The sequence below is a fragment of the Peribacillus asahii genome (assembly GCF_004006295.1).
GTDB lineage: Bacteria > Bacillota > Bacilli > Bacillales > DSM-1321 > Peribacillus > Peribacillus asahii_A.
Genome location: NZ_CP026095.1, coordinates 1,955,989 through 1,970,642, shown reverse-complemented (window position 1 = coordinate 1,970,642; position 14,654 = coordinate 1,955,989). Strand labels below are relative to the sequence as shown.

Below are 14,654 nucleotides of genomic sequence, written 5' to 3'. Positions count from 1 at the left end.
ATAAAAAAGCTGAATCGAGGCTTCCCTCATTCAGCTTAGATTGAGTCATTTTCGGATAAGGTGATATCTGTTGCTTCCATAATCATCTTATACATTTCTTTTGTAGCAGCAAGTGGTTCGACACCGATTTCTTCTTGCAACACATCACAGCACTTTTTGTACCATTTTAAACTTTGCGGACGATTGTTATGCATATAATAACAATACATTAAGAGACGATATGCTTCCTCCCAAGTGCGATCTTTTTCTAGAATTTTTTCACACCAGTAAATGGCCTCATGGTACGCTTCTGTGACAATACTTAATTGAGCATACCTCTCCGCTCCTCTCAGAAACAGCACCAATAATCGTTCTCGTTCATTTAAACACCAATCATGAAATTTGCGTTCAGGTAAATAATCTCCTTTATAAAGTGTCAATCCTCTTTTTAAATATTCTTTCGCCTGCTTTTGATTACGTTCTTCTAAGCCGCTTAACATCCATTGTTCAAACATGGTAGTATCCAGCATATAAGCTGACTGGTCATTTATTCCGTAACTACTGCCCACTCTTTTAATAAAAAAAGATTGTGACCTTGCTTTCCGTTCCGGCTCTAGTACACTATTAAGAGCATTTAAAGCTACTTTAAAATCTCGGTCTGCTGTTTTCTCATCTTGTTCAGGCCATAGTATCTCTATAATTTCTCTCTTTTGCAGCAGTTTATTTCTTTTTGTAAGAAATAGTTGAAACAATTCTTTTGCTTTGCCTCTTTGCCAGCCTTTATCCTTTACTTCCTGATTGCCTAAAAGGACTTTGAATTGTCCGAGCGTTGAAATCTTTAGTGTATAACCAGGATGTGTCAAAAGATCATGATATCCTAGTTCCTTTAACATTTTAGAAACAAACGGTTGCCCAATATTCCGTTTTTGAGCTTCGAGCAGAATGGGGACGAACTGCTGGACATCCACCGGACCATACAGTGTTCGTTTTAAAAGTAAATATTCATACTGTCCAAGTTGAATTTTTTGAAATAAATTTATACATTCCTGCTCAAATACATGCCAGGAACTTGCGGAATAAGCAAGCTGAACTTTCCATAGCGTAACAAGAGTAAGCCCGTAAGCATCGCCGCATTGCCAAAATAGCTGCTCCGCTTCATCCAATTCTTGCTCAGCTATCGTCCAACTTTCCGTATAAACATAAGCAATGGCGATACTTAAACGAATGTAAGCTGTCAGCCATTGGTCATGTACCTTTTCTGTTTCCTCCATAGCCAATCGTCCGTATTCAACCGCTTGTTTATCATCTTTTCTTCCTGCATAGTACAAACATAAGCCTAAATACGGTTCTGCTTTTCCTCTTGAATTTTTTATATCTCCCATAATCGTTAATGCCGTTTCATAACACTGTATCGATAAAGCAGGATCATAGGCTGAAAGCAGTTGAATGGCATGCCCCATTCTAATCCAGCCACAAGCTTCTATATAAGATGATTTTAGTTGAATTCCATGTCCAATCGCGGCTTGAGCTAAACGTTTGCTCTCTTCAGCATTACCAATATAGGTCTCTACTAAGGATAAAATAAGTTCCGTTTCTCGATGAAATTGAGGAATATGCGTTTCTTGATTAAAAGAGTACTCCTTCTGTCTTTCTTGTAAAATTTCTTTTGCCATCATTAATCTGCCTGTTCGCAAGTATAAACGAGCTAGCAAATTTCCATTTTTACTTGTGTTGATTTGCTTAATACGTGTTAACCATTGTTCTGCTTGATTCGTTTTTCCAGAATTAATTAAGTTTTCAACTAACAATTGATGCAGCTCTGCGATTTCCTCTTCATCGACACCATAGCTATTCTCTCTTAATTGAATGGCTGCTTGTAAATGCCGTTCAGCTTTACCAGGCTGGAGCGTGTCTAAATATATCCTCGCTTTCCCCTCGTGGGCACGACTCATTATTTGTTTATCATCATATTGCCTGCTAAAAAAAATCAATCGATTATAACAAAATTCTGCTCTTTCATATTGAGAACAAAGCCGCATCACTTCCGCTTCAATCAACCATAGCAAATAATGTTCATCTTTTTTTATTTCAGGAAGAGCGGTTACTTTCTCCAATAAATAATGAATCTTTCCTTTTTTCAACATACTCATCCCGTGCATATGCAAAATTCTAGCCATCCCACCGAAATCAACAAGTTTCTCCAAATGATAAAGACTCATTTCAAACAAACCTCTATTTTCATAATAGTGGGCGGCTCTCTTATTTAATTGAAAAAAACGGTCTGATTGCATGTCTTTACATCGGTTCTCCAATAGCTCTTGGAATAAGGGATGATAACGGTATTGTTGATGACCAGTTGGTATAATAAACAAGTTTTGAAGATTCAAATATTGCAGCATTTCCTCAGCATTCTCGATATCCAGAATATAATCACATGCTTCGGGAGACAATTCTTCTAATATACTTGTTTGTTCCAAAAAGGATTGAACTGTTGAAGATTGATTGCGTAATACTTCCAACGTGATATATTGAAAAAAATCCTCTAAATAGGAAGAACGATTGGTGATGATTTTATGAAGATGTATTCCCTCCATCAATTGTTGAGCAACAACTTCTAGAGCAATAGCCCATCCTTCCGTTAACTGAAAAATACGTGCTAACTCTTCGTCACATAACGTCAGATGGTAAAAGTCGATGAAAAGAAGCTCAGCCTCTTCCTTTGTTAGCGCTAAATAATCTTGAGTTATTTCAAGCATATGGCCATTCATCTTTAAACGAGGAATCCAGTTCCACTGCGGTTTATTTCGGCTAGATACAACAAGGTGCAGGTTCGAAGGATAATAGTTGATAAGGTATTCCATAAACAATTGAATAGACATAGATTTTTCTACATGATGAAAATTGTCGATAATTACAATCACTTCTTCAGATAAGGCAGCCAGTTCATTAATAAATAAAATACTCCATTCTACCAGCTCATCTGTTTTAGAAAACGGGGTACTTGCGTAAGCCCTTTCTAGTAAAACTTGTCCGAAAGAAGGATAGAGTTGTTGAATACTATGAATCATATACTGATAAAATTGAAAAAAATCATCATCTTGCGAAGAAACATCGTACCAACATACTTTTTCTTTCACATCTTGGACAAAAAGAGCTAAAGCTGTACTTTTTCCATAACCAGCACCGGCATGGATGATTGTCAAAGGATACTGATTGATCTGTTTCAATTTCCGGTATAACCCAGCACGCCTAATCTTTGGTTCGCGAATCATTGGAGGCTTTAGCTTAGTACTAATCACAGCAAGTGGTTTCATAAGCTTCATCCTTTTTTCATAGTTATCCAGATTCACTATTATATAAGCGCTTTCATTTTGATATTACACGATAAAAACAAAAAGGGAAAGTTATCCAAAAGCATAACTCCCTAAATCAACGTCTTTCATCTGCTTACTACAATAAACCCTATTCTTTCTATTTAGAATAACTAGCCGCTGTCCCATGTACCATTTCGACGATCAAATTCATCGTTGCTTGTGCGTCCTGTATTCCTAACTGATAAAGCTTCTTAAGCTTTTCCTTATTTTTTTCAAAACGACTAATCGTAATCGGAGAACTTGGCGCAATAACAAGTGCTCTTCCCTCACGTTCAAGCTTCGTCACATAATGAAGAGTTTCATTATAGATTTCATGACGTTGATCTAATAAACGAATCATTTCCGGATATTTCTTAAATAGACGTTTATAGATGATTCGGAATTTCTCAGGTGTTTTCACATAATTGCGATCACGTGTTAAAACGACAATTACTTTGTCACATCCATCCGCAATCGCTTTCCGTACAGGAATTGGATCAGATGTTCCACCATCTAAATATTTTCCACCTTTATAGTCGACCATAGGCGAAAATACCGGAATCGATGAAGAAGCACGAAGAACAGTCGAATCATAATTCATATGTTCTTTTCCAAAATAAACAGGCTTTCCTGTTATCACATCCGTTACACCTGTTACAAACTCACAAGAAGAGGCTAGAAAAGCATCATAATCAAAAATTTCTAATTGATGCGGAATTTCATCAAAAAGAAAATCCATCCCAAATAGCGATTTTGTTTTCATAAAGTTTGACAGGCTTACATATCTTTTGTCTTCAATATAGTTTGTGTTCACGCGATAATTGCGACCATGTTGTTGAGAAACATAAGATACACCATTACAAGCTCCTGCCGATACACCAATCACATAATCTGTCATAATCTGTTGATCAATAAACGAGTCAAGGACGCCGATTGTATACAATCCGCGCATACCTCCACCCTCTAAAACGAGTCCAATTTTTTCTTTTTTCATTATAATCCTCCCAACTGACATAAAACAAAATAAGTTCGTATACGTGTACTATTCATAATCATTAACAGGTATATTAATCTAGCATACACTTTTTCAAAGTAATATTTTCTCCATTTTAAGGATATCATTCATTCAACACATGTAACAGCAATTAGCATTCTGACCCTTAATATAGAAGCAATCGAATCGTTTAGCACCATTTATTAGTTATATCGAAATAAAGTAAAACTTCCAGTAACCCAATGTGGAGTACTGCCTCTTCATCCGTACACAAAAAATCCTTTGCTGAAATAGGCAAAGGATTTTTTGTACTATATATGAAAAAAGAATGGAATAAAGGAGCCAATAATCGCACCTAAAATAGCCGTTAACGCCATTGAAATCGAACTCATTGAGAAACTCAGTTCTCCATATTCAGAAGCCTTCGACGTTCCTAGTGCGTGTGATGCGCTACCAAGAGCAATCCCTTTCCCCATATCACTGTTAATACGGCTCCATTTCAAAAAAGAAGGTCCTAATACAGCTCCAACAAAACCTGCAATCACCACAAATACAACGGTAATAGCTGGGATACCACCTAATTGATCAGAAACTTCCATTGCTATAGGGGTTGTAAGCGATTTTGGTAAAAGTGAGAGAATCATATCTTTATGTAGTCCAAATACAAATGCCAATATAGAACCACTGATTATTCCTACAAACAACCCAATACATACACCTGTAATAATAGGTGCTAAATGCTTCATTAACATTTTTCTTTGATTATATAAAGGATAAGCTAAAGCGACAACAGCTGGCCCTAGCAAGAAATTAATCCATTTTCCGCCGATTAAATACGTATTATAAGGAATATGAAAACAAACAAGAAACCCTATAATAATTAGCACTGTTGTTAAAATCGGTGATAGCAGCGGAGAAGAGAAACGTATATATAACCGATTCATAGCTAAATAAATAATGACTGTCAACGTAATTATAATGATTGCGATGAGTGTTTGTGCCACTTTTTCTTCTGCTTCCTTTCTTTCGTTTTGCTTTCAGCAACTTCACTTGCTTTCCCTGCTGCGATCATTGTAATAACTGTACTGATAACAACAACTAAAAGGACCAAGATTCCTTTACCAGTAAAAAGCTCCGGATACTTAATAATGCCTACTAGCGTTGGAACAAATAACAATGGTAAAAAAGCTAATAAAAACCCTGCTCCCTGTTCAATCCATTTAACAGAGCAAACATTTAAAGATAATACAAGAAAAAGTAATAATAATCCTATAATACTTCCTGGTAATGGAATGTGTAGGTAAGTATGCACTAGATCACCAAGAAATGAAAAACCGAATAATATTGCAATTTGTACAATAATTCTGATGATATTCATAAATAAATAGATATCCCTTTTTTAGGACAACTATCCTCCTTCTCTTTTAGACTATGTTAAATCCTGTATTCTTTCAAAATCATTATACTCCCTTTTACCCCTTCATGAAACCTTAACAATTGAAGCTCTCTTTTTACATCATTTCCACCTTTTATTAACAATCTTCTTCTATTATGGAATTGTTGGAAGAAATGTTACATACTGGAGGAGAATATATGAGAAAAATCAGTAGAAAAGTTGCTGGACTGACGCTTGCTGGAGCAGTCGCTGTTTCATCAATCGGATTTATTGCCGCAAATCATGGAGTGACGGAAGCAGAAGCAAAAACAAAGAAAAAAGAGCCGACGAATGTCATTATGATGGTAATGGACGGGGCTAGTGATGATGCGGTCACTTTATCAAGATGGTATAAAGGAAGTAATCTTGCTATGGATGGAATTCTATCTGGCGGTGTCAGAACGTACTCAGCAGAATCTGCCATTACCGATTCTGCACCAGCAGCAACGGCCCTTGCCACAGCTCATAAGTCAAATGACAAATTTGTCGGTGTCCTCCCTTCTATTGTTAATTCTCCTGGACTTTCACAAGTGAAGTCAGAAGATGCTCAAAGACCAGTAGCCAATGTTCTAGAAGGAGCGAAGCAACAAGGAAAAGCAACCGGTCTGATTTCAACTTCAGAAATTCAACATGCTACACCAGCAGGTTTTTCTGCCCATGTGACACATCGAAGTAACTATGAAGATATTGCAGAACAACAAGTCTATCAAAATATTGATGTTGTATTAGGCGGTGGAAAAGAGTCCCTCTCCCCTGGTTCAACGAAGAATGCTCGTAAAGATGGCGAAAATCTGACTGATGTACTAAAAGAGAAGAACTATGATATCGTTGAAAATCGCGATGATTTATTAAATAGTAAATCAAAGAAAATTTGGGGAAGCTTTGCTCCAAGTGCTCTTGCTTATGACATGGATCGTGCGACAACTAAGCCAAGCGAACCTACATTAGCAGAAATGACTGATAAAGCGATTAAAACATTAAATAAAGACAAAGATGGATTCTTCCTATTTGTAGAAGGAAGTAAAGTAGATTGGGCTGCTCATGCGAATGATTCAATCGGCATGATTAGCGATATTTTAGCTTTTGATGACGCAGTAAAAAAAGCAGTAGAGTTTGCGAAAAAAGATGGAAATACAATGGTCATCGCTGTGACGGATCACGGAAACAGCGGTATTACAATCGGAAATGCTAATACAAGTTCAACTTATCCAAGTGTGCCTGTTTCTGCCTACATCGACCCGCTTAAAAAAGCGAAAATGACGGTAGAAGGTGCATTAAGTCAACTAAAATCAGACAAATCTAATCTAAAAGAAGTCGCTGCCTTATATGGGTTAGACGACCTTACTTCTGAAGAACTGGCTACTTTAACCGCTTCTAAAAACATAGCTGCAGATATGGTGAAAATGCTCGCTAACCGTGCAAATATCGGTTTTACAACAACAGGACATACTGGTGAAGATGTATTCCTCTATTCTTATGGTCCATCTAAACCAACTGGGTTAGTAGAAAATACAGATTTAGCGAAGAGCATGGCAAAATTTATGAACTTCAATTTAAATAAGGTAACCGACTCTATGTATTTAAATGCAGATCAAGCGTTTAAGAAAAAAGGCTATTCTACTCGTATCGACCAAACAGACAAAAACAATCTTGTTTTTGTCGCTACAAAACGGGATCAAACGATAGAGATTCCTGTCAACAAAAATATTGTGATTCAAAAAACGAAAAAAGGTCAAACAAAACAAGAAGTAAAGACCATTAATATTTATAACGGAAAAGACTTCTATGTTTCTGATGAAGTATTGAAAATAGTAAAATAAGAATAAGCAAACATAAAAGGAACCCCTTATTTTGTTATATTTAAGTTGAATAGGCAAACTTATGAAGATAAAAGGGTCGTACATATTAGATATGTCTAATATGTACGACCCTTATTTTATTTCTTGTTGAATAAGGAACAGGTAAATAACAGAAAGTTCATGGTATAATTATCATAAATAACCATTTGAGAAACAAAATAAAACCATCATTCTAAAAATTAAATCTCTTGAGAGGGCGATGAAAGTTGGTAAAAGAACAAACTATTTTTAATCACATCGGAAATAAAATCAAAACAGAAGATAGAGAAATTAATATAATTGCTAGATTAGAAGAACCACTAATAGTAATTTTAGGAAATGTTTTGAGTGAAGAAGAATGTGACGAACTAATTAGATTGTCACAAGACAAAATGCATCGTTCTAAAATTGGAGTTACCCGCGAAGTAAATGAGATCAGAACAAGCAGCAGTATGTTTTTTCAAGAAAATGAAAATGACATCATTGCCAAAATTGAAAAAAGAATATCATCGATTATGAATATACCCGTTGAACATGGAGAGGGTATTCAAATTCTTAAATATACTCCTGGTCAAGAGTACAAAGCTCATTTTGATTTTTTTACCTCTGCAAGTAAAGCAACAAAAAATAATAGAATCAGCACGATCGTCATGTACTTAAATGATGTGGAGCATGGAGGAGAAACTTTTTTTCCTAAACTAAATTTTTCAATATCCCCCGGAAAAGGAATGGCCGTGTATTTCGAATATTTCTATAACGACAAAAACATAAACGAACTAACTTTACATGGTGGAGCGCCAGTTATAACTGGCGAAAAATGGGTTGCCACACAATGGATGAGAAGACAAAAATAGTAGATTCTTCACCTGCACTCTTACATTCTAAAACAGACACACCCTTTCAGAAATCATTGTAAAGACTTAACTAAAATGTGTCCATCCATCAAATCCGATAACGTGGAGAAACAATAGAAATAGCATACAAAAACGAGTATAAAATCGCCAAGGTTTTTATACTCGTTTTTTTGTTGTTATATAAGGATTTATCGCTCTTTTATGATGAATTGACAACCGAAATAGCATATCAATTAACAAGATGACAATAGTTATTGTCACTTGGCTATTTCTTATGCAATTTAGGTTGTTATTTGAGGTTTTCTCCACAATAACGGAACTAATTATTTTAATAAGAGTTTCCTTTTATGCTTTTTATTTTTAGCCCCAATTACACCTTACTTCCCTATTAAAAATACAGAATCTGCAGTTGCCCAATTGTTCAATGGCACTACTATATATTTAACGTTAGGTTTCAATGTGCTGTTTGTCATATCGAAAATTCCAACTGCCCCTTTACGAGAAGAATTGCGATATTGAGCTTGTAAAACGCTACCGTCTTCCCCTTTTAATTGCACACTTCGACCTGCAAATAACTCCATGCCTGGGTCTTTATCCAATACAATTTGGAATGTCTTATTATCAATTGCTTCTGCCGATTGAAGTGTAAGCGGTGCGATATATTGTGCCGTAAATGTTCTATTTCCAATGTCAGCCCACTTAGATGTCACCTTATATGTTACACCTGGTTTTAATGTTTGTCCTGCTGGTAGTCGGAATTTTGGTGCTTGTCTTCCATCAGCAGCCTGAGTGAATGGAACGTAATTGGCTACAAACTGTTCTCCGTTATTTCCAGTAATCGTTACAACACGATCACGTAAAGACGAAATAATATCAAAATGCTTTCCGTTTTCATCTCTGTTTCTATTATTTAATTCAAATGCTAAATCACCACGCCCTGCACGGTAGGCTTCAATAATATTTGCGTAGTCTGTTACTCCATCTTCTAAAAATGATTCTATCTCAAATGTATCATTTGTTACTTGTTGAGTTTTACGGAAATCAATCTTTTGATCTGTGCCTTCGAAGGATTTTACTCGTTGTCCCTTGTAACTTAATTTATATTTAACGCCATCCTTTTGAATCGTAACTGGTACAATATATGTGCTTTTTGCTCCTGTTTTTAAACGAGGTACATTGACAATGCTCATACCATGATTAAATTTGAATTGTTTTTTAATATTCTCCAAGTTATTCGGATCGACATCTTCTGCCGCTAATGGTTTATTGAATGTAATTTGTAGTGTCATTGTATTCAATACATTTATTTTATTAATTCTTGCTTCTTGTTGCTTCTTCTCTTGTGCTGTTATGTGTTTACTCGCTGCCTCTACTTCTACTGTTGGATGAACAGTAACTATTCCAGATGATAATACAGATACAGCTAATACTGCTGGTATAATACGTTTTTTAAAGTGCATTTTTCACATTCTCCTTATTTTGTATTGTTAATTACAAAATTTATCATACAAGTAACATCTAAACTGGCTATAAAAAAATTCTTAAAAAAGTATAAAATTTTAAAATTTCTTTTATCGTGAAAACTACATAAAAAAGGAACCTCTGGATGTGAATAAGACTATTCTTTTCAGCTTGAAATGTTTTGTAAGTTCTTCTAGAAACTCTTCTTATTTTGTTGTTAAAGTGACTGTATCCGGTGTTGCCCAGTTGCCCATCGGTACGACCGCATATTTAACGCCTGATTGCAATGTTTTTTCGTTTAGCACATCAAAGATTCCAACAGGTCCTTTGCGAGAAGAGAAGCGGTATTGGGCTTCTATATTGCTGCCATCATCACCTCTTAATTCCACTTTACGACCAGCAAATAACTCCATACCCGGATCTTTATCTAATGTTATTTGGAACGATTTGTTATCGATTGCTTCTGCTGACTCGATTGTAAGTGGAGTAAACTCTTTAGCAGTGAAAGATGAATTCTTGATTATTGCCCAATCAGACGTCACAGTATATTTCGTACCAGGATTTAATGTTTGACCGTCAGGTAAACGAAATTTTGGTGCTTGTCTACCATCTGCAGCTTGGGTAAACGGAACATAATTTGCTTTGATTTCTTCACCCTTATCTGTGGTAATTGTGACTACACGATCTCGTAAAGATGAAATTACTTGATACTGTTTTCCATTTTCATCTTTATTTTCGTCATCTACTTGAAAAGCCAAATTACCACGCCCTGCCCGATACGCTTCAATAATATTTGCGTAATCTGTTACACCATCTTCTATAAAGGATTCAATTTCAAATGTATCGTTTGTGACTTGTCTAGTTTGACGAATATTAATTTTTTCATCACTTGCTTCAAAAGACTGTTTTTCTCCATCTTTATAACTAACTGTATACGTTGTTCCTGGTTTCTGGATTGTAACGGGCACAATATACGTACTTTTCGCACCAATCTTTAATCGTGGAACATTGACGATGCTCATGTCGTTATTAAATTCAAAATTCTTTTTAATCTTTTCTAAATTATCGATATTGACTTCTTCTTCCGATAAAGGCTCAGAGAACGTCATTTGTATTGTCATAGCATTTAAAGATTGTAATCTCGTAATTTGTGCTTCTTTTTGTATTTGTTCTTGCTTCGGTTCACTTTGGTTGTCTTGTATGTCCGTATTACACCCTGTTATAGCTAATGTTAATCCTAGAAGAACAGGTGATACTATCTTTACTTTTTTGTACATCATGCCATCTCCTAATTTTGCATATTTTTATTCTTTGAATCTGGTTATCGCGCTCCTGCTTTTAACAAAATTTGCTCAATCTCTTTAAAACCTTTTTCTCGTGCATGTTGTAAAGGAGTCATATTATTTTCGTCTGGAAGGTTCACATCTGCCCCATAATCTATCAGTAATTGAATAGTTTGCTGCAGTTTTTCATCCCCATCATTCAATAGGATTGCTTCTAATAAAGCCGTCCAACCTAGGTTATTGACGTGATTTACATCAACATCTGTATGAGTAAGAAGTTCTTTAACCACATTCACATATCCATGTTCGGAAGTAGGGATCAAAGCAGTTCCTCCATACCGGTTAGTAATCGTGGCATCCGCACCAGCATCTATCGTAAGTTTTAAGATATCAAGATATCCTTCTGCACCCGCAAACAGGAAAGGAGTGTTTTTCATATCATCCTGAATATTAACGTCCGCACCCGCGTCAATCAGGATCTTTGCGGTCGTAGCGTCATTGTTATAAGTAGCAATCATAGTGGCAGTTCGCCCTTCTGAGTCCTGTATATTAATATCGACACCTTCCTTAATCAACCTGCTTACCATTTCCGTTTCTTTATGTTCTACAGCTTGAATCAGTTGTTCATTCACATCTTCCTCTGTCTCTTTTTCTTGTTTATTTAACTCTCCTTCACTATCTATGACACAGCCCTGAAGTATAAAAAAGCATCCAGTGGCTATTATCAACCACTTCCACACGAAATATATCATTCTATTATTCTTTATGATGATTTTTCCCCCTTATAAATTTTTAGTTAGACTTTGATATTCCGTCTTACATTATGTTAGTCCTTAACCTTAAACTCCCTCTAAACAATTTCTTAAAAAAAGATAAACTTATTCATAAAATTTTTTAATGTTTATAAAAAAAACCGCCACTTTTGTGACGGATCATAAAATATACTATTTCAACTCTGTTAAATAATATTATTGATCAAATGAGCCCAAAATCAACAGCATCCTATAACAAACCCTATACATTAAAACGATATCCCGCTCCCCAAACGGTTTCCAAAAATTTCGGATGGGCAGGATCTCTTTCGATTTTTTCACGTAATTTTCTGATATGGACGGTTACAGTTGAAACATCTGCCGCTGACTCTAACCCCCAAATCCTTTCATAAAGCTGCTCTTTGCTTAATACTTGATTCGGATGCATCACAAGAAACGCTAACAAATCGAATTCCTTTGTCGTAAACGGCTTTTCTTCACCGTTAATATGAACTTTACGCGCAGACTTATCAATAGAAATTCCCTGAACGAAAATGGTATTTGTTTGAACCGGACTCCCTGCTAAACGTTCATAACGTGCTAAATGCGCCTTCACTCTTGCAACCAATTCACTTGGACTAAACGGCTTCGTAATATAATCATCTGCACCTAAACCCAGCCCCCGGACTTTATCAATATCTTCCTTTTTAGCAGATACAAGCAAGATTGGAATATCTTTAGCAGCTCGTATTTGTTTACAGATCTCAAATCCATTTAAACCTGGAAGCATGATATCTAAAATAATTAAGTTATAATCTCCTTGAAGAGCCTGCCTAAGTCCCTCATCACCCGTATGTTGCATATCAACATAAAAATCATGGATTTCTAAATAATCTCGTTGCAATTCTGCGATGCTAACTTCGTCTTCAATCAATAATATTCTTTTCACCTTGTTCACCTTTCCTTAAAGAAAAGAAAATACTTGTACCTTTTCCTATTTCACTAGTCGCCCAAATATTCCCTCCGTGCTCTTCAATAATTTGTTTTGTAATGGCAAGTCCCAAACCACTCCCACCCGTCTGAGAATTTCGAGATTGCTCCGCACGGTAAAAACGATTAAAAATGTATGGTAATGCAGAGGCTTCTATCCCCGCTCCATTATCAGCTACTTGTACGATGACATCATCCTCTCCTTCATGCAAAGACACAACAATCTTCTTCTGTTCTTTATTCATATACTTCACACAGTTGCTGATTAGATTCGTCAATACACGTTTTAATTTCTCTCTATCTGCTATCACATATATAGATTGGTTAATCAGTTGAAGGTCAATCTGAATTCCTTGTTGAATTAAATCGAGATAAAGTTCTTCAATGAAGTCTCTCATATAGCTATCTAGTTCCACAGTTTCAAAAGTAAAGGGTTCTTTTTTTAAATCTAACTTTGAAAATAAAAACAGTTCATCTATTAATGCATCTATATCTTTTGCTTTTAAATACACCGTTGATAAATACTTGTCCATTTTCTGTGGAGTATTTGCCACACCGTCTTTAATCCCCTCAACATACCCAATAATCGAAGTAATCGGTGTCTTCAAATCATGCGAAATATTAGACAGAAGTTCTTTTCGATTTTCCTCGTACTGAAGCTGAAGCTGTATGGACTCTTTTAATTTTATTCTCATTTCCTCAAACGTTCTATTTAATTGTCCGATTTCATCATTCGAAGTAGTTTTAATTTCAAAATTTAAATCGCCTGATTTGATTCGTTCTGCACCTTCTTTAAGAATCGAAATAGGCTTGATGATACTTCGTGAAACCAAATAGTTCAAAAGCCCAATAATCATAATAAACAGCAATAGTAATAAACCAAATAAGATCGGAAACAACTCTCGAGTCAACTCAGCATAGGAACTTGCCTTTCTCAAAACAAAAATACTTCCTTCGCTTTTATCTAAAAAATAAAAATCAAACTTCACATACGTGAAAAAAAAGTCATCGATTTTAATCGTATCTCGTGTATTAATGTTCGTCGCTTCAAATCTAGGAAGAGACTTAACTAATACCTGCTTGTCAAGAGTTGAAGAAGCGTACTCGACATGTGTATCTTTTCTAACCACAATCGCAAGATCCTTCTGTTCAATCTTCTGCAGCTGCTCTTCGTTTAGAAGCTGGTTCGGGTTATTTTTAGCCAACAGTTTTAAATCCAGAAACGCATTTTCTTCCGCTGTAGTCAATGGCCTTTGAACATAAGACTTTTTGTAAAAATGCTCCATAGATTTTATATCGCCCGTTATCGAAAAGATGATTAAAAAGCCAGCTACTAACAATAAAGTAATAGCAATAAGGATTACTCCAACGTACGACAATAGAAATCTCGTTTTAATCGACATGATTAATCACTCCGGTGTTTTAGACTATAGAATACTACGTTCACTGTATGGAATACCCTATAATTAGTTTATTCTTAAAGTACAGAAATACCATTTGCAAACCACTCTACCCTAATAATAAAAACCGTAACACATAAACCTTAAAACTTTCTAAAATATATATAAAAAATTCCTAAACATCCGTCTCTTTTAACATGAGATAAAGTAAAACTTCCATCTAAATACATCAGACTTTCACTGATGAGTCAATTATTTAAGAAACTTTTTAGCACTAGTTTAGAGAATTTTAAGATTTTAACTGTACTATATAAT

Annotated in this window: 11 protein-coding genes; 2 read left to right on the top strand and 9 right to left on the bottom strand. The window is 35.5% G+C overall.

All coding sequences use genetic code 11. From position 1 onward, the window contains the following. Positions 1-35: 35 nt before the first annotated feature. From BAOM_RS09535 to BAOM_RS09520, 4 genes are all read right to left on the bottom strand, one after another. Entirely contained in the window at positions 36-3,293 is a 3,258-nt protein-coding gene (locus BAOM_RS09535) for an AfsR/SARP family transcriptional regulator (RefSeq protein WP_164853178.1), read from the bottom strand. 157 nt (positions 3,294-3,450) lie between these two features. Beyond that, positions 3,451-4,326: a patatin-like phospholipase family protein gene (locus tag BAOM_RS09530; protein ID WP_127760074.1), complete on the bottom strand. Its 876-nt coding sequence runs from the start codon at positions 4,324-4,326 to the stop codon at positions 3,451-3,453. A 311-nt stretch (positions 4,327-4,637) separates the two neighbouring features. Continuing rightward, on the bottom strand, positions 4,638-5,330 hold the full coding sequence (locus tag BAOM_RS09525) for an LrgB family protein (protein WP_127760073.1): 693 nt from the start codon (positions 5,328-5,330) through the stop codon (positions 4,638-4,640). Next, positions 5,300-5,704: a CidA/LrgA family holin-like protein gene (locus tag BAOM_RS09520; protein WP_127760072.1), complete on the bottom strand. Its 405-nt coding sequence runs from the start codon at positions 5,702-5,704 to the stop codon at positions 5,300-5,302. The genes BAOM_RS09525 and BAOM_RS09520 overlap by 31 nt, the downstream gene beginning before the upstream one ends. A 215-nt stretch (positions 5,705-5,919) precedes the next feature. On the opposite strand from BAOM_RS09520, the gene BAOM_RS09515 reads away from it, so the two are divergent. Together BAOM_RS09515 and BAOM_RS09510 are read left to right on the top strand one after the other, a co-directional pair. Further along, positions 5,920-7,581, top strand: a complete 1,662-nt coding sequence (locus BAOM_RS09515; protein WP_127760071.1) for an alkaline phosphatase — start codon at positions 5,920-5,922, stop codon at positions 7,579-7,581. 245 nt (positions 7,582-7,826) lie between these two features. Continuing rightward, on the top strand, positions 7,827-8,453 hold the full coding sequence (locus BAOM_RS09510; RefSeq protein WP_127760070.1) for a 2OG-Fe(II) oxygenase: 627 nt from the start codon (positions 7,827-7,829) through the stop codon (positions 8,451-8,453). Positions 8,454-8,830: 377 nt separating this feature from the next. Here BAOM_RS09510 and BAOM_RS09505 read toward each other — a convergent pair whose 3' ends face one another. The 5 genes from BAOM_RS09505 to BAOM_RS09485 form a co-directional block, all read right to left on the bottom strand. Beyond that, positions 8,831-9,913 carry a hypothetical protein gene (locus BAOM_RS09505; protein WP_127760069.1) on the bottom strand — a complete coding sequence of 361 codons (1,083 nt, stop codon included), beginning with the start codon at positions 9,911-9,913 and terminating at the stop codon, positions 8,831-8,833. A gap of 207 nt (positions 9,914-10,120) precedes the next feature. After that, complete coding sequence (locus BAOM_RS09500; protein ID WP_127762515.1) at positions 10,121-11,191, bottom strand: hypothetical protein; 1,071 nt, start codon at positions 11,189-11,191, stop codon at positions 10,121-10,123. A 44-nt stretch (positions 11,192-11,235) separates the two neighbouring features. After that, on the bottom strand, positions 11,236-11,937 hold the full coding sequence (locus BAOM_RS09495; protein WP_373995324.1) for an ankyrin repeat domain-containing protein: 702 nt from the start codon (positions 11,935-11,937) through the stop codon (positions 11,236-11,238). A 274-nt stretch (positions 11,938-12,211) separates the two neighbouring features. Next, complete coding sequence (locus BAOM_RS09490; protein WP_127760067.1) at positions 12,212-12,898, bottom strand: response regulator transcription factor; 687 nt, start codon at positions 12,896-12,898, stop codon at positions 12,212-12,214. Further along, positions 12,876-14,342 (bottom strand): sensor histidine kinase, encoded by a 1,467-nt coding sequence (locus BAOM_RS09485; RefSeq protein ID WP_127760066.1) that lies wholly within the window; start codon positions 14,340-14,342, stop codon positions 12,876-12,878. Before BAOM_RS09485 ends, BAOM_RS09490 begins: the two co-directional genes overlap by 23 nt. Positions 14,343-14,654: the final 312 nt, after the last annotated feature.

Excerpts from the sequence above, each read along its gene's own strand:
- BAOM_RS09535 (WP_164853178.1), bottom strand. The coding sequence starts at position 3,293 with ATGAAACCACTTGCTGTGATTAGTACTAAGCTAAAGCCTCCAATGATT.
- BAOM_RS09530 (WP_127760074.1), bottom strand. The coding sequence starts at position 4,326 with ATGAAAAAAGAAAAAATTGGACTCGTTTTAGAGGGTGGAGGTATGCGC.
- BAOM_RS09520 (WP_127760072.1), bottom strand. The coding sequence starts at position 5,704 with ATGAATATCATCAGAATTATTGTACAAATTGCAATATTATTCGGTTTT.
- BAOM_RS09515 (WP_127760071.1), top strand. The coding sequence starts at position 5,920 with ATGAGAAAAATCAGTAGAAAAGTTGCTGGACTGACGCTTGCTGGAGCA.
- BAOM_RS09505 (WP_127760069.1), bottom strand. The coding sequence starts at position 9,913 with ATGCACTTTAAAAAACGTATTATACCAGCAGTATTAGCTGTATCTGTA.
- BAOM_RS09500 (WP_127762515.1), bottom strand. The coding sequence starts at position 11,191 with ATGTACAAAAAAGTAAAGATAGTATCACCTGTTCTTCTAGGATTAACA.
- BAOM_RS09485 (WP_127760066.1), bottom strand. The coding sequence starts at position 14,342 with ATGTCGATTAAAACGAGATTTCTATTGTCGTACGTTGGAGTAATCCTT.